The sequence below is a fragment of the Singulisphaera chitinilytica genome, from assembly GCF_049331405.1.
GTDB lineage: Bacteria > Planctomycetota > Planctomycetia > Isosphaerales > Isosphaeraceae > PoT.
This window is the reverse complement of the sequence record NZ_CP186274.1, coordinates 3675056-3695083: the sequence shown is the minus strand read 5'-3', so window position 1 is coordinate 3695083 and position 20028 is coordinate 3675056. Positions and strand designations below refer to the sequence as shown.

The following is a 20028-nucleotide window of genomic DNA, read 5'->3' as shown; positions in this document are numbered from 1 at the left end:
CGTTCGAAAACCAGTCGACGCATGCCATAGGCCGGGGACGAAGTCATTCGCCCCCGGCCTATTCCACGGTCACGCTCTTGGCCAGGTTGCGCGGCTTGTCGATGTCGCACCCTCGGATCCTCGCGACATGATAGGCGAGGAGTTGGAGGGGCACGACCGCCACGAGCGGCTGCACGACCTCGGGCAGGTCGGGGATGGGCAGGAAGACGTCGGAGAGCGACGCCAGGGACTCGTCCCCCTCGGTCCCCACCGAGATGATCATCCCATGCCGGGCCTTGACCTCCTCGACATTGCCGAGCGTCTTACCGTGGAGGGAGCCCCGAGGCGCAACGAAGATACAAGGGGTCTCACTGTCGACCAAGGCAATCGGCCCGTGCTTCATCTCGGCCGTGGGATAGCCCTCGGCGTGGATGTAGCTAATCTCCTTGAGCTTGAGCGCACCTTCAAGCGCAACGGGGAAGTGGAGATCCCGGCCCATAAACAGGGCGCTCCGCGCCGAGGCAATCCGGTGCGCCGCCGCCTCGATGGCCGGCTCGGTGGCGAGGACACTCGTCAGCGCGGATGGGACCTCTGCCAGGGCATCGGCGACGGCCAGGCCATCGGTGAATGAAAGGTGGCGGAGCCGGCCAAGGTAGAGGGCCAGGAGAGTCATGACCGTGACCTGTGCGGTGAAGGCCTTGGTGCTCGCCACGCCGACCTCGGGTCCGCAGTGCAGGTAAATCCCCCCATCGGCCTCGCGGGCAATAGTGCTACCCACCGTGTTCACGATAGCGAGCGTGGGATGCCCTTGCCGCTTGGCCTCTCGCAGGGCCCCGAGCGTGTCGGCGGTCTCTCCCGACTGGCTCAGGACGAATACGAGCGTGCGGTCGTCGAGTGGTGCGTTCCGATAGCGAAATTCGCTGGCATACTCAACCTCGACGGGGAGGTGCGCGAGACGCTCGATCAGGTATTCCCCCACCAGCGCCGCATGCCAGCTCGTGCCGCAGGCGGCGAAGACGACGCGGCGGACCCGCCGGAGTTGTCGGGGGCTCATGTTCAGCCCGCCGAAGATCGCGGTCCCCTCGGCGCGTCGGATCCGGCCGCGGCAGGCGTCCATCACCGTGTCCGGCTGCTCGCGGATCTCCTTGAGCATGTAGTGCGCGTGCCCGCCGAGCTCCACGGCGTCGGGCTTCCAGTCCAGCCGGTCGATCCTCGGTGTGATCGGCCCGTGCTCCTGGTGCCTGATCTCGAATTTGCCCGGTGTGAGCCTGACGACCTCGCCGTCCTGGAGGTACGCCACGTTCGCGGTGTGAGGGGCGATCGCCAGGGCGTCGCTCGCGAGGAGGTGCTCATCCTCGCCGAGCCCGACCACGAGCGGGCTGCCGAAGCGGGCACCGATGACCTGGCCGGGACACCGCGGGCTCACGACGGCGAGGCCGTAGGTCCCTTCCAGGTAAGGCAACGAGCGTTGCACGGCCTCGTAGAGGTCATCCCCCTCGCCGAGTTCTCGGGCGATCAGGTGGGCGATGACCTCGGTGTCGGTTTGGCTCGCGAAGGCGTACCCTTGCGCCGTGAGTTCGGATCGCAAGGCCGCGTAATTCTCGATGACCCCGTTATGCACGACCGCCACGGCGCGGGCGTTCCCCCCGAGGTGGGGGTGGGCGTTGGCATCCGTGGCGGGTCCGTGGGTGGCCCAGCGTGTGTGGCTGATCCCGCAAGTGCCGCGGGCCGGATTCGCCTCCAGGGCCTCTTCGAGCACCCTGACGCGACCGGCCCGCTTCCTCAACTCGAGGCCATTCTCGCCCAACGTCGCCAGGCCGGCGCTGTCATACCCCCGATACTCGAGGCGGCGAAGGCCGGAGACCAGGATAGAACTCGCGGGATTCCCGCCCGTGTAGCCAACGATTCCACACACGGCCCCCTCCTGGTCCGGACTGCGGCGACCTCGAATTGACCCTCCACATTGGAACGCGACCGGGCCGAACCTTCAACACTCTTGACTGGTTACTTGCGCGGCTTGCCTCCGGTCGAGGCCTTCTTCCGGATTTCCGGGGGCGAGGAGGGGGGCATCAGTTCATTCGCCTTCTCATCGGTCTCCGGGGCCACCTGCTTGATGATGCTGTCGAGCGCGTCCTTGAGCTGGTCGACCACCTTTGAGGCACCGACCTCTTCGAGTTTCGTCGCAGCCTTGGCCGAGTCTCCGATTTCGCCCCAGCGGCCGACGAGGATCGGCAGGTCGTTGAAGCGGGCGCGGAGGCGTCGGACGAGATACCGGGCCGTCGTGAATCCGCCCGGCGGGAGGTGCGAGACGACCACGACTCGAGGTTCGAGCTCCAAGATCATCTCGGCCAGCTTCAAGGGGGTGCTCGTCTCGGCGATGATCTGGAACTTCAGATGATTGGATTTCAGGAGAATGCCCAACATCCTCAGGACGAACACGTCCGTCTTGTTGTTCGACTTCACCCCAACGATGTGGGCGTCGGTGTCATCCAGGTCGGTCGCGGGCGAGGTCGGGACCTCGAGGTCGTCGAGCACGTCGGAGATGAATCGGAGGATCAAAGCGCGGTCGCGCATCTCAAGCTCGCCTCGGGCGTAGTCACGCTCGACTCGAGAGAGCGTCGGGACGAGGAAGTCGTCGAACACATCGGCGACCGGCTTCTCCTTGAACGCCTCCTCGAGGATGTCCTGGGCCTCGTCGAAGTCGCTGACCAGGAGCCTCTGATAGAAGCGCACGCTGGCAGAAAGCGGTGGATCCTCACCGAGGAGGATGGAAAACACCTTCAGGCTAGGGACCGATTTGCCGAGGACGGCGAGGCAAACGGTGAGAGGCGTCGAGAGGAGCAGGCCAAGCATGCCCCAGAGCCACGTCCAGAACATGGCCGCGACGAGGAGGCCGAGGGCCGTTACCCCGGTCGTCTTCCCGTAAACGACCGGCTCGACGAAGCTGTTCGCGACGACCTCGAGCGCGGCGAAGAGGGCGACCACGAGCAGGGGCTCACGCCAACCTTCAAAGCTGGCGACCGAGAAGGCCAGGGGGAGGGCGAAGGCCGTCGCCGGTCCGACGTACGGGATGAAGCGGAGCAGGGCCGCCACCAGCCCCCAAACGGCCGCGAGCGGGACGCCGATCGCCCAGAGGCCAATCGAGACGATCAGGCCGAACATCGAGTTGACCGTGGCGAACATGATGAGGTAGCGGCTGATGCGCCGACCGACCTCTTCCATGGTCTTGGTCGTCAAGCTCACTCGCCCCTGTCCCACGAGGCGTATCACCCGGTCGTTGAGGTCCTCGCGTGTCGAGAGAATGAACAGCACGAGGACGAGCACGAACGCGCCGACGCCCGCACTTTCGAGATAAGGGCCGACGGCCGACTGCAGCCTCTGGGTGAACGACGGTTGCGTCACCACGTTGACCGGGACCGCCGAGTTCGAGGTCGGGGGCGAATCCACGGATTTCGCCAGATTGCCGGCTGTCGTCAGGAGTCGTTTGACAGCCCCTTCTTCGCGAGGCTTGAGGAAACGGAACTTCTTCTCGATGTTCTTCTGTAGTTCCTCGGGGTTGATGTGCTGGGCCAGCGTGGCGATTTGCTCTCCCACCTTGTAACTCACGAACCCCATCACCCCGATCGCCAGGAGCAAGGTGAGGACAACCGAGAGGAACCTGGGCACCCCGCGTTGCTCGAAGAATTTGGAGATCGGGGCCAGTGCGAAACTGAGCAGGACCGCGAGGGCGAGCGGTTTCAGGACCTCGGAAGCGAGCGACATGAAGGCGATCGCGGCGAGGATCAGGAAGGTCGTGATCACTGACGGATTCACGGTCAGTGTTTGTCGCTTCGAGGCCAAGGTTTGGGTTCCTTGAAGTGAGAGTCGTCGATTCCGTGCGCGAGTCTTGCGATCAACAGCGATCGCCACCCCGAGTCGACTTCGCATCCTTTCCTAGGCACAGAAGCGAATCACATGCCCAGACCCGGGCGCGTGAGTTGCGGCATCGTCAGCCGATGTTGTTGCGGAGCCCGACGAACCACGAAGGCAAACCGTTGAGGAAATCCATGGGACCCAATCCATCGAATCGACGTGAGTTCATCCAGGCGGGGGTCGCCGGCCTGGCCGTGGCGAGTTTCATCACGAGCGCCTCGGCCGCCGAGAAGAACGCGGGGGGCATCCCTCTACGCCCGCTCGGGAAGACCGGCGAACAGGTGAGCCTGCTCTGCCTCGGGGGTCATGCCTGCACGAACCCGCAGAAAATGTCCGAGAAGGAGAGCCTCGCCCTCATCCATCGAGCGGTCGACGAGGGCATCACTTTCATGGACAACGCCTGGGACTACCACGACGGGCTTGCGGAAGAGCGCATGGGCAAGGCCCTCGCCGAGGGGGGCCGTCGCGACAAGGTCTTCCTGATGACGAAGTGCTGCGGCAGGACCGCCAAGGACGCCCAGTCGAACCTCGAGGACAGCCTCAGGCGGCTCAAGACCGATCACCTCGACCTCTGGCAGTTCCACGAGATCGTTTACGACAACGACCCCGACTGGATCTTCGACGTCGAGGGCGCGATTCACACCGGCCTGAAAGCCGTCCGCGAGGGTAAAGTCCGCTACCTCGGCTTCACGGGCCACAAGGACCCGTCGATCCACCTCAAGATGCTCTCCGAGCCGTATGACTGGGCCTCGGTTCAGATGCCGCTCAACGTGATGGATGTCCATTACCGCAGCTTCCAGAAGCACGTCTTGCCGGAGTTGAATCGCCGCGGGATCGGCTGCCTCGCCATGAAGAGCCTGGGGGGCTCGGGCCAAATCGTTTCCAAGGCCGGGATCCCGGTTGAGGAGGCCCTGCGCTACGTCCTCTCCATGCCTATCTCGACGCTCGTCTCAGGGATCGATTCGATGAAAGTCCTAGAGCAGAACCTCAAAATCGTCCGCGAATTCACGCCATTGCAGGACCAGGAGCGCCAGCAGATCGAGGCCAAAACGATCAAGCTCGCGGGGGACGGTCGGTTCGAGCTCTTCAAGTCGTCCAAGGCCTTTGATGGTCCTGTCCATCGCAAGCAGCACGGGTTCTCGACGGAGATGCCGGGCTGACGTCGACACTTACCTCGCCCATCCGACCGAAAACCCTTGGAAATATTTTTCAGTTCCCGAGCCGTTAGTTCGTGCCGATAGGAAGAACACTTCCCAGCGATGGGCGAGCCGGGGGAATCCCCAGTACGAGGCTTCATTCGAACAGATGGGTGATCGCGAAAACGCAAGAGGGCGGCCACAGGGCCGCCCTCCTTTGTTGTTGATAGTGACATTGCGAACGTGGGCTCAGGCGAGGTTGACGATGTTCGCCTGCTCGTCGACGTCGATCCGCTCGGCGGCGGGGACCTCGGGAAGTCCCGGCATGCGGACGATCTCGCCGGTGAGCGTGACGAGGAAGCCGGCCCCCGCGGCGATCTCGACGTCTCGAACCGTGAGGGTGAAGCCCTTCGGGCGACCCCGGAGCTTGGGGTTGTCCGACAGCGAATCCTGGGTCTTGGCCATGCAGAGGGGGAGATTGCCGTAACCAAGCTTCCTGGCCTTGCGGAGCTTGGCCTCGGCCGCCGGGAGGATGTTCACACCATCGGCGCCATACATGGCCTTGGCGATCGCCTCGAGCTTGCGCTCGGCCGGCCACTCGAGCGGGTAGAGGGGCTGATAAGGTGTCTCCGGCCCTTCCGTCGCCGCGACGACCTTCTCGGCCAGATCCGTTGCCCCGACTCCCCCTTCGCCGAAGACGTTGGCCGTGGCGCTCGGGATGTTGCGGCCCGCGCAGAAGCGATGGATGATGTCGAGCTCTTCGGGGGTGTCGTCCGCGAACTGGTTGATGGCGACGACGGTCGGCTTGCCGAAATGCGCCGCACTATCGAGGTGGGCGGCGAGGTTGACCAGGCCGCGTTCCACGGCCGAGGGGTCAGGCGTCTTGAGGTCCTTGAGGTCGAGCCCGCCGTGCATCTTCAAAGCACGCACGGTCGCGACGATGACGATGGCCGCGGGGTTGAAGTTCCCCGACCGGCACTTCAAGTCGAAGAACTTCTCGCCGCCCAGGTCGAAGGCGAAGCCCGCCTCAGTCACGGCGTAATCCGCGTGGGCGAGGGCCATCCGCGTCGCCAGGACCGAGTTGCAGCCGTGGGCGATGTTAGCGAATGGGCCGCCGTGGACGAAAGCCGGGGTCCCTTCACGAGACTGAACGAGGTTGGGCTGGATGGCCTCGTTGAGGATCGCCGCCATCGAGCCGATGACCTTCATCTCCTTGGCGAGGACCGGCTTCCCCTGGTCGTCATAGCCCACGAGGATCCGCTCGAGCCGGGCGCGGAGGTCGGCCGGGGAGTCGGCGAGGCAGAGGATCGCCATGACCTCGCTGGCGGCGGTGATGTCGAAGCCCGACTCGCGAGGAACCCCCTGGTAGGGCCCGCCCAGGCCGATGACGATCTTGCGCAGGGCTCGATCGTTCATGTCCAGCACACGCTTCCAGAGGACGTGGCGCGGGTCGAGCCTCGTGTTCTCGAAGTGGAGCTTGTTGTCGATGGCGGCCGCCAAAAGGTTGTGGGCCGCCGTGATCGCGTGGAAGTCCCCGGTGAACTGGAGGTTGATCTTGTTCGACGGCTCAAGCCGGCTCGCTCCGCCTCCCGTCGCACCTCCCTTGCGCCCGAAGACCGGGCCCATGGAAGGCTGCCTCAGCGCCAGGGCCGAGTGCTTGCCGATCTTGCGGAGCCCCTGCGCCAGGCCGATGGAGACGGTCGTCTTCCCCTCGCCGGCCGGGGTCGGGGTGATCGCCGAGACCAGGATCAGCTTACCCGGCGAGCGGCCCGAACGCTCGATGGCCTCGAGTCGCACCTTGGCCTTATCCCGGCCATAAGGCTCGAGATACTCGGCGGAAATCCCAAGACCTTCGGCGACTTCGGTGATCGGTCTGAGATTGAACTCGGTTGTACCCATGCGACGAGGCTCACCATTCTGGACTAGGAGATGCGTGCGAGATCCATTCGATCTACGGAGCGTGTCCTGGACATTCGGCGATGGCCGGGAGGCCAGGGCGTCGAGCCACATCATGGGGACGCGACGCCCGGCCTGAATCGCTGAGCAGGGGGCCGAGTCGCGAGAGCGACTCAACCCCCGTCGCGAGTCTCAGCTCACTTCAAGTACTTCTCAAGCCAGCCCATCACTTCCCGCCACCAGAGGATGCGGTTCGCCGGCTTGGTGATCCAGTGCCCTTCGTCGGGGAAGAAGACGAAGCGGCTCGGGATCCCTCGCCGCTGGAGGGCGGTGAACATGCCGAGGCCCTGTCCTTCGTGGACCCGGTAGTCGAGGGCGCCGTGGATCACGAGGGTCGGCGTCTTGAAGTTCTGGATGTACGAGCTCGGCGAGCGCTCACGATAGTGCTCGGGTTTCTCCCAGGGGGTCCCGCCGAATTCCCACTCGGGGAACCAGAGCTCCTCCGTCGTGCCGTACTTGCTCGTGAGGTCGAAGACCCCGGCGTGGCTGATGAGGGCCTTGAAGCGGTCGGTATGCCCAGCGATCCAGTTGACCATGAACCCGCCGTAAGAGCCTCCCGCCGCCGCGACCTTCGAGCCGTCCAGGAAGCTGTACGACTTGAGGGCGTGGTCCAGCCCCAGCATGAGGTCGTCGTAGACCCGCCCGGTCCAGTCCTGGCTGATCTGGTCGGTAAACTTCTGGCCGTAGCCGGTGGAGCCTCGGGGATTGATCGCGACGACGGCATAGCCCGGGGCGGCGAACATCTGGTAGTTCCAGCGGTTGTGCCACTCGTTATGCCAGGCCCCTTGCGGTCCGCCGTGGATCAGGAAGACGACGGGGTACTTCTTGTTCGGGTCGAATCCTGGGGGTCGAACCAGCCAGCCCGAGACCGAGTCGCCGTCGGCCCCCTTGAAGCGGAATTCCTCCGCCTCGGCGAGAGCCAGGCCTGAGATCAGCTCGGCGTTGTGCCTCGTGAGTGCCTTGATCCCGCTACCATCAGCCTTCGCCGTGTACAGCTCATTCGGATGGGCGGCGTCCCCACGCAGGAAGACGAGGTCTCCGCCACCGGGGCCGACCTGAACCCCCGTGTTGACGCCCCCGTGAACGCGGATCTCCTGCAAGGGTTGCTCGCCCGCGCGGATCTCGAGGATCGGCTCGCCGCCGAGGTCGTCGATCACGGCGAAGAGCCGGGCAGGGGAGGCGCCGACGCCCGTCGACCAGGCGTACGAGAGCACGGGCCGATCGAGCCGCTCGCTGCTGTACTCGAGGCTCCCCGCCGGGCGATCGAGGACCTTCAGGACCCAGAGGTCCGACTCGAACCCCGCGCGGGACTGGCTCGTGTAGGCGAAGTGCTTGCCGTCGGGTGAATACGACGGCTGAGAATCGGCGCCGAGGTTGGACGCTGTCTGATTCTTGCGCTCGCCCCCCTCGGCGGGAACCGTCCAGATATCGGTGTTCGTAGACCAGGCCATATCCTTGGCGGGCTCGGCCGTGAAAGCGACCTCCTTGCCGTCGGCCGAGAACGCGTAGTCGTTCGAGCCGCCGAAGGGAGCAGGGGGGCTGTTCACCTCGAGGTCTGGCATCAGGTCCTTCGCGGCGCCCGTCTGGGCGTCGACGACGAAGACGTGGCTGCGCTTGCCCTCGTCCCATGAACTCCAATGCCGGATCATGAGCTTATCATAAATGCGAGCCTTGCTCTTGGTCGCCTCTTTCTCCTTATCCTGGGCGGCTGTCGCGTCGGGCGTCTTGCCGGGATAGACCTCGGCGGCCACCACGAGCTTGTCCCCCTTCGGCGACCAGACGGGGCCGGCGACGTCGATGGGAAGCTTGGTGAGTTGCCTCGCCTCGCCTCCCTCGAGCGGCAGCAGCCAGACCTGGCTCGAGCCGCTCCGGGTCGACGTGAATGCGATGGTCTTGCCGTCGGGGCTCCAACGCGGGTGCGAATCCGCCCCGGCCGAGGTCGTCAGCCGCTTCGGCTCCCCGCCCGCCGTCGGGACGAGCCAGAGGTCGCTGTTCGACTTCTCCGTGGCCCGATCCAGCTCCGTCAACACATAGACGATCCAGCGCCCGTCGGGAGAGACCTGCGGGTCGGCCACCGACTTCACCGCGAGCAGGTCGTCGATCGTCATGGGCCTCCCCGCCGCGAAGGCGGGGGCGACCATCATCATTCCGAGCAGACCCATCAACAATAGCTTCATCGATCCTCCCTCACATATGCCGGATCAAAGCCGTCCATGTCCCATCTTCTTCAGCAGCGGGCTCAGCAGCAGCAGCACCACGCCCGGCCCGATCGACGTGAAGATGAGGAACGTCCACATGTTGATGTGCGTTTCCTTGAGCAACTCTTCCAGCTTCCCGGCCAGGAAGTTCGCCACCGCCGTGCAGACGAACCACCCTCCCATCATGAGGGAGGCGACCTTAGGGTGCGCCAGTTTGTTGACGAGGGAGAGTCCGATCGGAGACAGGCAGAGTTCGCCTAACGTGTAGAGCAGATAGACGCACACCAGCCAGAGCGGGCCGACCTTGCCGAACTTCGCCGCCTGGCTCTCGGCCGTCGCCATGATCGTCACGCCAAGGCCGAGGACAATCAGCCCCAGGCCCATCTTCGCCGCCGAATTCAAGGCGTATTTCGTGCGATCGAGCTTACCCCAAAGCTGGGACATGATTGGGGCCATCGCGATAATGAGGAACGGGTTAACCGACTGATACCACGAGGCGGGAAACTCATATCCGAATACGAATCGATTGGTCTTCTCTTCCGCGAACAGCGTCAGCGTGCCGCCCGCCTGCTCGAACGCCATCCAGAAAACGATGGAAAACATGGAAACAAAAAAGATGACAGCAAGCCTTTGCCAGTCGACGCCGGTGAAGGGGAGGCTTGTCGGGTCATCTTCGGCCAATGTGCCCGCGTCCCGCTTGGCGTCGAGGGAGCCTGTTGGGTGTTGGACCTTGAGATTAGATTCGGTAAAGGTGCATAGCAGAAACGTAAAACCTACATATACCAGCGCCAACAAGATCCAATAAGATAGGACGAGCAACGATCCAGAGCGTCCCCCGGCTTGCGCGATCTGGGCTGCCGGCTTGAGGGCGACGAAGACCAAGCCAACCCCGAGCACGGTCAGTACGATGACATGCACGATGTCGATTGGGAAGAATCGGTGTGGCCCTTCCCCGCGTCCAGGAGGATATCCCTGGTTCCCCAGGACCCGCTGCATGAAAATAAAAGTGAGCAGGGCAAGAAGCATTCCAACCCCGGCGGCCCCGAATCCGTAATGCTCCCCTAAGCCCTGCTGCTTCGCGAGGAAGCCGCAGACGAGGGGTGAGATCGATGCCCCGAGATTGATACCCATGTAGAAGATGGTATAGGCGCTGTCTCGCCGACTATCTCCGGGTTCATACAATTGCCCGACCATCGTCGAGATATTCGGCTTGAAGAATCCGTTGCCCAGGATGATCAGGCCTAGCGCCATGTAGAGATGCTCCTCGAAGGCCATGGCGAAATGGCCGAGTGCCATGAGCAATCCACCAATCAAGATAGCTTTACGCTGGCCGAGGAACCTGTCTGCGAGCGGCCCACCCAGGAGCGGCGTCAGATAGACCAGGCCCGTGTAGGTCGCGTAGAGCCCAAGGGCTTCCTCACGCTTGTATCCCAGCTTGCTCGTGAGATAGAGCACCAGCAGCGCCCGCATCCCGTAGTAGCTGAACCTCTCCCACATCTCGGCGCTGAAGAGGACGTAGAGGCCCTTGGGATGTCCCACTTTGGGCCCGTCGGCCGTCACCTCGAGTTCGGCAGAATTCGACATGCGAACACAACTCTCTGTTTGCGGTGGGGAGAGGGACCGCGACCTTTGATTCGGACATGGACCGCGCGCTCGCGACCGAAACCGGAACGCGAACAAGAGTAACGAATCATCCCGAGGTTCCCAAGCCCCTCCTGGCCCGCGCGCTGAGACGGGGCCTCACTCAAGGCGGCGAGGAACTGGCCGCGGCCGGCGTCCTGGCGGGAAGCCACTTCAGCAGGTAAGGCATGCAGGCGACCGGGCCGGGGTCGCGGAAGAGCAGAGGAGCCCGGATCAATTCCGCGTGGTTTGCGTGGATCGTCACGTGGTCGACAACGCCGGGGAGTTTCGTCCGCTCGACGGTCACGCAGCCGTCCCCCGTGCCGTCGCTCACCTCGTCGAGTTGATCCTCGACCTCGGCCGAGGCCAGTCGCACGAGCCCACCGAGCAGGCCGCCACCTTTGCGGACGGTCGCCATCCGGGACTCGACCTGAGCACGCATCTCGCGCGTGACGAAGCCGACATCCCCGGCGATGATCCGGTAGCGGACGCCCGCTCGCCTGGGGTTCTTGTTCAAGGCCTTGAGAAACCGGCTTCCGGGCAGGATGTCCTTCGCCGCCTCGCCGAGCCCGTCCCCCAGGTGCGAGAGGGCCTCGGCATGTTTGTTCCCCCTGACGGCACGGACGCTATCCAGGAGTTGGAGCAACGTCTGGATCTTCGCGAGGCTCGACCCCTGGTTCACTGGGGCGATCAGGATGAGATCCGACACGTCGTTGTCGTAGACCCCGTCAGTCTCGACATAGGAACGCGAGACCAGGGCCCCCATGGAATGCGCGACGATCGCCCAGGGCCTCGTCTCACCATTCTTGTGACGGAACTCCGCCCAATCCTTCCGAAAGCGGTCGCACGAATCTTCGAGCTCCCGGTTGAACGGATAGTCGAAGACGACTACCCCGAACCCGGCGGCTTCGAGTGGCGGGATCATGTGCACGAAGCCGCCCGATGATGAATTCAATCCGTGCACGAGGCAGATCGTCGGCCGACCGGGATCGTTGGGCCTGTAGGACGGACGAGCACGCATCCCATACTTGGCCTCGCGTCGGGCTTCTTGTTCAACATGCTCGGCCAGCTTCCTAAGTCGCTGAATCCAGTCCGCCCGAGAATCGCCGGTCGTCCGAGTCCGGTCCAGGGAGACCACGAGCGACTTACCGTCCAAGCTCAAGGACGCGGCCGGGCCGAGCAAGCCTTCGAGGGCGTTCCGGGAGACTCCGCCTCCGACACCTGCCACGGGCACGCTCAGCGAGCCCTCGGGCTTGACCACGGCGATGCCGGTCGCTTGTCCCAGGGTCACGACGAACTGGCCCACATCCAAATCGCGACCCGCCTCCAACGCGATCCGGACCTCGAGCGGCCGGCTGTTCGTCTCATCTCGACCATTCGACGATCCGCCGAGGCTGCACGCGACGGCAATCAACAAAGCGAGCATGGCGAGCTCTCAAACCATCCCGAAAGTCGATTCAGTCCATTCCCGATGGCCCCGGATTATAGGCGGACCGGGTTCCGGGGCGAATCCGGGAGGCGGGTCTTCGAGAGAGAAGCGATTTTCGCCCGTACTACAATGTCTGATAATGGTCCTTATGTTCGGTTCCCAGGCCAGGCCAACCGCCAGAGCCCTAAAACTCCCCTCCGGGACGATAATTCGGGCACCGGCCCTTGGGAATGCCCAACTGTCGCTCAGACCCCGAAAATAGTGAGAATTGACGCAATTCCGAGAATTTGCATGATACGCAAACTCTCTCCCCCCGCTGTCACGCCGCTTCGCGATTGAAATCGCGGGTTCTCATTCCCGCGATGACGATGCGAAGACCATGAGCAATGCTGTGAACAGCCCGCGGACGACCGGTGGCAAGGAGTGCCGACCATGGCGAGAACGGAAACGGAATCCATGCTCGGCGACGTCTCGTCGAGCCAATCCGGCTCGATTCAGGATCCCAACCGGCCACTGCCGCTGAGGATCGAACCCATTGTCGAGCCCTGGGTTACGCGTGCAATCTTTGGCTTCGTCGTCCTCGGGATTGTGATGCGGCTCGTCCGCTACTTGTTGAACTTCCCACTCTGGTGTGACGAGACGATGATCGCGGCCAACTTCCTGAGCCGAGATTATTCGGACATGTTCCGGCCCCTCGATTACCGGCAGGTCTGCCCCCTGCTCTTCCTTGTGGTCGAGCTGACCTCGGTCAAGCTCTTCGGCTTCAACGAGATGAGCCTGCGGCTCTTTCCGATTATTTGTGGCGTGGCGAGCGTGCCGGTTTTCCGGCACTTCGCCGGGCGGATCATGAGCGGCGTCCCGCTGCTGATCGCCGTGGCCATCTTCGCCGTCGCCGGATGGCCGCTACGCTACGTCGCGGAAGTGAAACCTTATGGGTCCGACCTCTTCGTGGCCCTGGTCTTCCTGACGATGGCCGTGGAATGGTGGCGGAAGCCCGAGCGGCCCCTCTGGCTCTGGATCATGGCGGTCGCCTCGCCGATCGCCGTGGGGCTCTCCTACCCGGCGATCTTCATCGTGGGGGGCGTGGGGATCGGGCTCCTCGCCATGGTCTGGAGATCGAAGCGGCTGGCGATCTGGCTGCCTTACGTAGCGTTCAACCTCGGGGCGGTCATCACCTTCATGGTGCTGCTCTCCTTCTACAAGACGGCCCCGCAGGATCACACGTACTTCCACGATGCCTGGGCCCCGGCCTTCCCGCCGCTCAACAGCATCACGGGCTTCGTCGTCTGGTTCTTCTCCATGAACACGGGCCACATGTTCGCCTATCCCGAGGGGGGCGAACGTGGCGCGAGTACATTGACGTTCCTCTGCTTCGTGGTCGGTGCCATCGTGCTCTGGCGGCGCGATCGGAGGGCCATCCTGGGGATCTGCCTCGCCCCGTTCGGCCTGGCCATGCTTGCCGCGGCGATCCATCGCTATCCGTATGGGATGAGCGCCCGGACAATGCAGTACATCGTTCCGATCGTCTGCCTGCTCACCGGCCTCGGGGCGGCCGCACTCATCGAACGCCTGCCGAGCTTCCGTTCCCGAGGGCACATCCTCGGTGGGATGGTCCTCCTGCTGGCGTTGCTGGGGCTCGGCCACATCGGCTTCGACGCCGCCCACCCCTACAAGACAGCCACCGACCAGAAGGCCCGCGCGTTCGCGGAATGGTTCTGGACGGACCTCGCAAGGGATGCGGAACTCGCCTGCGTGAAGCAGGATCTGGGCGTGGAGTTCCGGCCCGAGCACTGGAAGAACGACGCGACGGATACGTATCTCTGCTATCAGAAAATCTACTCGGCGAGACACGGGCAGGGGGCTCCCATCCGGCTCGACGCCGTCTCGGAGAAGCATCCCCTGCGCTGCGTGCTGTTCAACGAGATGCCGCAGAAGACTCCGGAATTCCAGCGATGGATGGCCGGGATGCTCGAGCATTACGAGCTCAAGGACTTCGACAAGTACAACGTCAGCTCGGTCGAGAAGAAGCTCGGGCCAACCTGGCACTCGCTGTACATCGTCTATGAATTCGTGCCGAAGCAGGGGGTCACCCCGCCGGTCTCGATAAGCCAGCTTTCGGCGGATAAGACAAGGCGTTGAGCCCTTCTCCGTTCCACCCAGGGAACCCCCGACGGCCCACGCGACTCTTGCCCGCGTGGGCCGTCCCGTTGTACAGTACAATGGGGTTACCGGACACGAACTTAGGACAGTGCGAAGGGATGTGGGGCGTGACGCTTCTGGAGACTTCTTTTCCCGATCTCCCCAAGCGTCAGGGGAAAGTGCGAGACGTGTACGACCTCGGCGACAGGCTCCTGCTCGTCGCCACGGATCGCATCAGCGCCTTCGACTGGGTCCTGCCCACCGGGATTCCTGATAAAGGCCGCGTCCTCACCGGCCTCAGCTCCTTCTGGTTCGACTGGCTCGACGTCCCCAACCACCTGCTCTCCACCGAGATCGACGACGCGGGGCTCGACCTCTCCGACGAGGCACGCGAGACCCTCTCAGGGCGCTCGATGATCGTCAAGAAGGCTCGCGTCGTCCCGTTTGAATGTGTCGTGCGCGGTTATATCTCGGGCAGTGGATGGAAAGAGTACCGCTCGAGCGGGACCATCTGTGGCGAGCCCCTGCCCCCGGGCCTGACCGAGAGCGACGAGCTCGATCGGCCCTACTTCACGCCCGCGACGAAGGCGGAGTCGGGACACGACGAGAACGTCTCCTTCGCGAGAATGGCCGCCGACATCGGCGCGGACCTGGCGAAGACCCTGCGAGACCGCAGCGTCGCGATCTATCTCGCCGCCAAGGAGCGTGCGAAAGAGAGAGGCCTGATCCTCGCCGACACCAAGTTCGAATGGGGCATCGACGAGGCCGACGGATCCTTGATCCTGATCGACGAGGTCCTCACCCCCGACAGTTCGCGATACTGGGCGGTGGAGACCTATTGCCCGGGCGGACCTCAGCCCTCGTTCGACAAGCAGTTCGTGCGGGACTGGCTGGAGGCCACGGACTGGGACAAGTCGAGCCCCCCTCCCGCCTTGCCCGATGACGTGATCATGAAGACGCGTCAAAAATACGTGAACGCCTACGAGATCATCACTGGCCGCGATTTTCCCTGGAAATGACATGCTCCGCTACCTGACCGCCGGCGAGTCGCACGGGCCAGCCTTGACCACTATCGTCGAGGGGTTCCCCTCCGGGATCGTCCTCGACCACGAATTCATCAATTTCGAGCTCAAGCGAAGGCAAGGGGGTTACGGCCGGGGCAAGCGGCAGACCCTCGAGACCGACCGCATCTTCGTCGAGTCGGGGACGTACCAGGGAATCACCACTGGCGCCCCGATCACGCTCCGGCTCGCGAACAACGACGCGAAGCTCGAGCGTCTCCAGCAGCCCGCCTCGCCCCGAGGGGGCCACATCGACCTCGCCGGCTCGATCAACTACCAGACCGGCATCCGCCAGGTCCTGGAGCGGGCCAGCGCGAGGGAGACGGCCCTCCGCGTCGCGGTCGGCGCCCTGGCCAAGCTCCTGCTCCGCGAGTTGCACATTCAAGTTTATGGATACGTCTCCGAGCTCGGCGGGATCGCCGCGCCTCCGACGACGACCGACCTGGCCGTCCGCGACGCCAGCCCCGTCTATACCCTGAATCCCGAGGCCGACCCGTCCATCGTCGCCGCGATCGACGCGGCCAAGGCCGCGGGCGATACCCTCGGCGGCATCGTCGAGGCCGTGGTGACCGGATGCCCCGTCGGGCTCGGCAGCCACGTGCAGTGGGACCGGAAGCTCGACGCCAGGCTCGCCCTGGCCGTCATGAGCATCCAGGCGATCAAGGGGGTCGAGATCGGGCTCGGCATCGAGGCGGCTCGACGGCCGGGGTCTCAGGTCATGGATCCGATCAGGCACGAGGACGTCGTCGACCCCGAGGATCCCCGCTTCGGGTTCCGCCGGCCGACGAACAATGCCGGCGGCATCGAGGGGGGGACGACGAACGGTGAGCCGATCATCGTCCGCGCCGCCAAGAAGCCGATCAGCACCCTCGCGGCGCGCGGGCCGTCCGTGAACATGGCGACAAAGGCCCCTCAGCCTGCGACCTATGAGCGTTCTGACGTCTGTGCCGTTCCCGCGGCCAGTGTGATTGTTGAGAACGTTGTCGCCTTTGAGATTGCCTCCGCCATCGTCGATAAATACGTTGGCACGAGCCTGGGCGCCATCAAGGCGGCGATCAGGTCCATGCACGAGCTGGCCCGCACTCACCTCGAGGAATGGGGTAAGACCGTCGCGAACGGTTGAGCCGGGCCGCCTCGCCAACGCGCTTGATGGCCCGCCTCGAAGCGGTGGGCCCTAGCCGCGTCTCAATTGAGTGATCGAGGGACGTCCGGCGCGTCGAGCCGTGTGGCCAGACGGATCACGGCGGTACCCTCACGCGCTCGCATCGCGGTTTGCGAAGTATCCAAGACGATCCAATGTTGCTTCAGGGAGGCATGGATGTTTCCCCTGACTCGCCCCGTCCGTCAGATCCTGGCCACGATCGGGCTGGTGGCCCTCACGATTGCCCCCACGCTTTACGTGGCAACAACCGCCGGGAAGATCCGTAGCCCGGGTCATCTCCGCGAGTTGGAAGTCGAGATCGGGCGTCAACTCGGACTTCAAGTGTCCATCGAGGGCGTACGATACCCTCAGCCCGGCGAGGTCCTCTACAAAGGAATCGTCTTCCGCCAAGAGGAGCCCAGACGCAGGGGCCTGAGGGAGATCGCCCGCGCCTCGTCGATGCGACTTCATCGCGTGGATCGTGAGCTATTGCTCGAGACCCAGGGCCTGCGCCTCACAGGCGAGAGCCCGAAGCTCTCGATGGCGAGCGTAGCCGCCCTGCTCCAGCGCCCGACGACGGGGAACTACGAACGCGTCAGCCTCACCGCTCCGACGTGCGAGCTCGACCTCGGCAGCGAGGGCATTCGCTATGACTTCCGCGAGGTCGTGGCGACCTTCCAGGCTGACCAGATGGGCCCGACCTTGCGCGGGAGTTATCGCGTCGCCTCGCTGAGCGCAAGCTCCTCGCGAGCCGAGTTCGCCGTAACCCGCGACAGATCTCACGAGCCGGTCCGGACCTCGATCACCCTGAAGACCGCCGAGGGCCCCGCCCTGCCCTGCCGGATGCTCAACCCGTTCTTCAACGCCGAGGAATGGCTGGGACCGAAGGCCCGCGTCGAGGGGACGCTCTCGCTCCAGCAGGCCGCCGGGAATGAGTGGGAGGCGACCTTCCAGGGGGATCTGCTCGACATCGACCTCGGCACGCTCGTAGGCCGGCGCTTCCCCAGCCATCGACTGAGTGGCCTGGCGCACGTCACCATCAAGAACGCCCACTGGGGCGAGCGGCCGGGACAAGGCATGGGATGGATCGACGTCAGCGGCGGGCTCACCACCCATCAAGGGTCGATCGGCGTAGAACTGCTCGCGTCGCTCGAGAAGGAGATGAAGTTCCGGATCGCCGACCGCGTCAAGCACACGACGCTTCGCAAGCCCGAAGTCGAGTTCGGCGCGATGGGCCTGACCTTCGACATCCAGCGCAACGGCGAGATCCAGATCGGCGGAGCCCTGGGAAATGAGTACGCCCCCGAGGTCGTGCTCACCAGCCAGCAAGGGCCGATGGCAGCGGGCCCGAGGGGCGCGGCCAATGTCCGAGGTCTCATCAAGACACTGTTCCCCGTGTCCGCGACGAACACGGGGATCATGGTGCCCCTGACGGCCGAATCCCGGCTCCTGCTCTGCCTCCCGACGCCACCGAACATGGCTCCGCAAAGGTTGGAGGGGAATTGACCGACCGAGCGGCTTACTCGAGATCCTCCTCCCCTTCGTCGTTGTCGCCCTGGCCATTCGTGTCCAGGGCGACGTGAGCCCCGCGCGACTCCAGGATCCTCGACGTGATCTCCTCGGCGACGGCCGGGTTATCACGCAGGTACTGCTTGGCGTTCTCACGCCCCTGCCCCAGCCGCAGGTCGCCGTAGTTGAACCAGGATCCCGACTTCTCGATGATCTTGTCGGCGAGGCCGAGGTCCATGAGATCTCCTTCGCGAGAGATCCCATTGCTGTACATCATGTCGAACTCGCAGACGCGGAACGGCGGGGCCACCTTGTTCTTGACGACCTTCACCTTCACGCGCGAGCCGGTGATCTCTTCCCCATCCTTGACCGGCCCGATGCGGCGGACGTCGATCCGGCAGGAGCTGTAGAACTTGAGGGCACGGCCGCCGGGCGTCGTCTCGGGGCTGCCGAACATGACGCCGATCTTCTCGCGAATCTGATTGATGAAGACGAGGACACACTTGGATCGCGAGACGCCGCCCGTCAGCTTGCGGAGCGCCTGGCTCATCAACCTCGCCTGGACGCCGACGAAGCTGTCGCCGATCTCCCCTTCGATTTCGGCCCTGGGCACGAGGGCGGCCACCGAGTCGATCACGATGATGTCGACGGCATTCGACATCACGAGCATCTCGGCGATCTGGAGCGCCTCTTCGGCGCTGCCGGGCTGGCTGACTAGCAGGGACTCGAGATTCACACCGAGCCGCTTGCACCAGGACGGGTCGAGCGCGTGCTCGGCGTCGATGAACGCGGCGACGCCGCCAGTTCGTTGAGCGTTGGCCACCGCGTGCAGCGCGATGGTCGTCTTACCGCTCGACTCCGGCCCGAAGAGCTCAATGATACGGCCGCGGGGGAGCCCCTTCCCTCCCAGGGCGAGGTCGACGGAGAGCGCCCCGGTGGAAATCCCTTCCACTTCGAGGTGGCTCCCATCCCCCAACTTCATGATCGCCCCGGAGCCAAAGGTCTTCTCGATCTGGCTGAGCGTCGTGTTGAGGGCCTTCTCTTCGGCCGAGGTCGCCTGAGGCTTCGCTTCGCTCGAACTTTGTCGCTTCGCCACGTCGAATTCCCCCTCGATCTTCCTGCGATGTGTACGTTAGAACACTAAGCTAACTGCTGTTGAGCGGACTGTCAAGGGACTTGTCGGTTTTTTCGTCGAGGCAGAGAGGCCGTCGAGAGGGGCGTGTAGACGGGCCCCTCTCGGGTCAGGTGCGACGAGTAGGTCGTCACCTCGGTGACGTTGAAATGGCCCGCCGTCCAGGTCTGGAAATGCTGGATCTGCGGCGTGACGTCGCACGCGAACTGGCGTCCTTTCTGCATCCGTCCGATCGTGATGTGCGGATGGAAGGAGTTTTCCCCGGTCGGATAGCCTGCATCCCCCACGGCTTGGTTGATATCCGCCTGGAGCGCGAGGAGGGTGTCCAGCCCTCCCCCGCCGATTCCGACCCAGAGGGTTCGCGCACGAGTCTGATCGGGGAACGCCCCGAACTTCTCGAGCCGAAGGTCGAAAGCACTCGACGCGGTCACGACGCGCTGGACGGTCTTGCAGACGTTATTGAGGTCGGCATTCTCGACTTCGCCGAGGAACGCCAGCGTAAGATGAAGCGTTACGCCCTCGGCCCAACGTACGTTCGGGATCTGGGGGGCCAGCAAGCTCTGGAGATGTGTTAACTTCTCGATTTTGGGCTTTGGGAGCCCGATCGCGATGAACGTTCGGGTCGACTGCATGGTCAAGCTCGGTCACGGGGTCTTCGTCGGCGGTTCAGCCGTTAGCATAACCCCGAGCGAGAAACCTCGCGAGGTGCCGCCCTTGGGAAGTGCCCGCCTCGGCTCGGTCCGATCGATATGCGGCGACTCCTGAAAAGATTGCGCATCAACGAAGAAGGGTAGCCCGGAGTTCCCGGGCTACCCT

Annotated in this window: 13 protein-coding genes; 5 read left to right on the top strand and 8 right to left on the bottom strand. The window is 64.1% G+C overall.

All coding sequences use genetic code 11. From position 1 onward, the window contains the following. Positions 1-58: 58 nt before the first annotated feature. A complete protein-coding gene (glmS, locus tag ACOYYX_RS14885) occupies positions 59-1894 on the bottom strand; it encodes a glutamine--fructose-6-phosphate transaminase (isomerizing) (RefSeq protein ID WP_422930694.1) in 1836 nt (611 codons plus the stop codon). 89 nt (positions 1895-1983) lie between these two features. Next, entirely contained in the window at positions 1984-3819 is a 1836-nt protein-coding gene (locus ACOYYX_RS14880) for an AI-2E family transporter (RefSeq protein WP_422930693.1), read from the bottom strand. A gap of 206 nt (positions 3820-4025) precedes the next feature. Here ACOYYX_RS14880 and ACOYYX_RS14875 point away from each other — a divergent pair, with 206 nt between their 5' ends. Further along, positions 4026-5051: an aldo/keto reductase gene (locus ACOYYX_RS14875; protein ID WP_422930692.1), complete on the top strand. Its 1026-nt coding sequence runs from the start codon at positions 4026-4028 to the stop codon at positions 5049-5051. A 225-nt stretch (positions 5052-5276) separates the two neighbouring features. Here the strand turns inward: ACOYYX_RS14875 and ACOYYX_RS14870 are convergent, their stop codons facing one another. The 4 genes from ACOYYX_RS14870 to ACOYYX_RS14855 all read right to left on the bottom strand — a co-directional run bounded on the left by ACOYYX_RS14870 (position 5277) and on the right by ACOYYX_RS14855 (position 12227). Continuing rightward, a complete protein-coding gene (locus ACOYYX_RS14870) occupies positions 5277-6926 on the bottom strand; it encodes a formate--tetrahydrofolate ligase (RefSeq protein ID WP_422930691.1) in 1650 nt (549 codons plus the stop codon). A 194-nt stretch (positions 6927-7120) separates the two neighbouring features. Further along, positions 7121-9160, bottom strand: a complete 2040-nt coding sequence (locus ACOYYX_RS14865) for a S9 family peptidase (RefSeq protein ID WP_422930690.1) — start codon at positions 9158-9160, stop codon at positions 7121-7123. Between the two features lie 24 nt (positions 9161-9184). After that, positions 9185-10765 carry a peptide MFS transporter gene (locus ACOYYX_RS14860; RefSeq protein WP_422930689.1) on the bottom strand — a complete coding sequence of 527 codons (1581 nt, stop codon included), beginning with the start codon at positions 10763-10765 and terminating at the stop codon, positions 9185-9187. Between the two features lie 160 nt (positions 10766-10925). Beyond that, positions 10926-12227 (bottom strand): esterase/lipase family protein, encoded by a 1302-nt coding sequence (locus tag ACOYYX_RS14855; protein ID WP_422930688.1) that lies wholly within the window; start codon positions 12225-12227, stop codon positions 10926-10928. 435 nt (positions 12228-12662) lie between these two features. On the opposite strand from ACOYYX_RS14855, the gene ACOYYX_RS14850 reads away from it, so the two are divergent. From ACOYYX_RS14850 to ACOYYX_RS14835, 4 genes are all read left to right on the top strand, one after another. Further along, entirely contained in the window at positions 12663-14369 is a 1707-nt protein-coding gene (locus ACOYYX_RS14850) for an ArnT family glycosyltransferase (protein WP_422930687.1), read from the top strand. 119 nt (positions 14370-14488) lie between these two features. Beyond that, entirely contained in the window at positions 14489-15388 is a 900-nt protein-coding gene (locus ACOYYX_RS14845) for a phosphoribosylaminoimidazolesuccinocarboxamide synthase (protein ID WP_422930686.1), read from the top strand. 1 nt (position 15389) lies between these two features. Further along, on the top strand, positions 15390-16553 hold the full coding sequence (aroC, locus tag ACOYYX_RS14840; protein ID WP_422930685.1) for a chorismate synthase: 1164 nt from the start codon (positions 15390-15392) through the stop codon (positions 16551-16553). Positions 16554-16748: 195 nt separating this feature from the next. Continuing rightward, positions 16749-18077: a hypothetical protein gene (locus ACOYYX_RS14835; protein WP_422930684.1), complete on the top strand. Its 1329-nt coding sequence runs from the start codon at positions 16749-16751 to the stop codon at positions 18075-18077. Positions 18078-18090: 13 nt separating this feature from the next. Here the strand turns inward: ACOYYX_RS14835 and recA are convergent, their stop codons facing one another. Continuing rightward, on the bottom strand, positions 18091-19176 hold the full coding sequence (recA, locus tag ACOYYX_RS14830; protein WP_422930683.1) for a recombinase RecA: 1086 nt from the start codon (positions 19174-19176) through the stop codon (positions 18091-18093). Between the two features lie 71 nt (positions 19177-19247). After that, complete coding sequence (thpR, locus tag ACOYYX_RS14825; RefSeq protein WP_422930682.1) at positions 19248-19844, bottom strand: RNA 2',3'-cyclic phosphodiesterase; 597 nt, start codon at positions 19842-19844, stop codon at positions 19248-19250. Between the last annotated feature and the right edge of the window lie 184 nt (positions 19845-20028).

What these genes read in the sequence shown, in the direction of transcription:
- thpR (WP_422930682.1), bottom strand. Translation starts at nt 19,844, where the DNA reads ATGCAGTCGACCCGAACGTTCATCGCGATCGGGCTCCCAAAGCCCAAA.
- ACOYYX_RS14875 (WP_422930692.1), top strand. Translation starts at nt 4,026, where the DNA reads ATGGGACCCAATCCATCGAATCGACGTGAGTTCATCCAGGCGGGGGTC.
- ACOYYX_RS14845 (WP_422930686.1), top strand. Translation starts at nt 14,489, where the DNA reads ATGTGGGGCGTGACGCTTCTGGAGACTTCTTTTCCCGATCTCCCCAAG.
- ACOYYX_RS14835 (WP_422930684.1), top strand. Translation starts at nt 16,749, where the DNA reads ATGTTTCCCCTGACTCGCCCCGTCCGTCAGATCCTGGCCACGATCGGG.
- ACOYYX_RS14870 (WP_422930691.1), bottom strand. Translation starts at nt 6,926, where the DNA reads ATGGGTACAACCGAGTTCAATCTCAGACCGATCACCGAAGTCGCCGAA.
- ACOYYX_RS14855 (WP_422930688.1), bottom strand. Translation starts at nt 12,227, where the DNA reads ATGCTCGCTTTGTTGATTGCCGTCGCGTGCAGCCTCGGCGGATCGTCG.
- aroC (WP_422930685.1), top strand. Translation starts at nt 15,390, where the DNA reads ATGCTCCGCTACCTGACCGCCGGCGAGTCGCACGGGCCAGCCTTGACC.
- ACOYYX_RS14865 (WP_422930690.1), bottom strand. Translation starts at nt 9,160, where the DNA reads ATGAAGCTATTGTTGATGGGTCTGCTCGGAATGATGATGGTCGCCCCC.
- ACOYYX_RS14850 (WP_422930687.1), top strand. Translation starts at nt 12,663, where the DNA reads ATGGCGAGAACGGAAACGGAATCCATGCTCGGCGACGTCTCGTCGAGC.
- ACOYYX_RS14860 (WP_422930689.1), bottom strand. Translation starts at nt 10,765, where the DNA reads ATGTCGAATTCTGCCGAACTCGAGGTGACGGCCGACGGGCCCAAAGTG.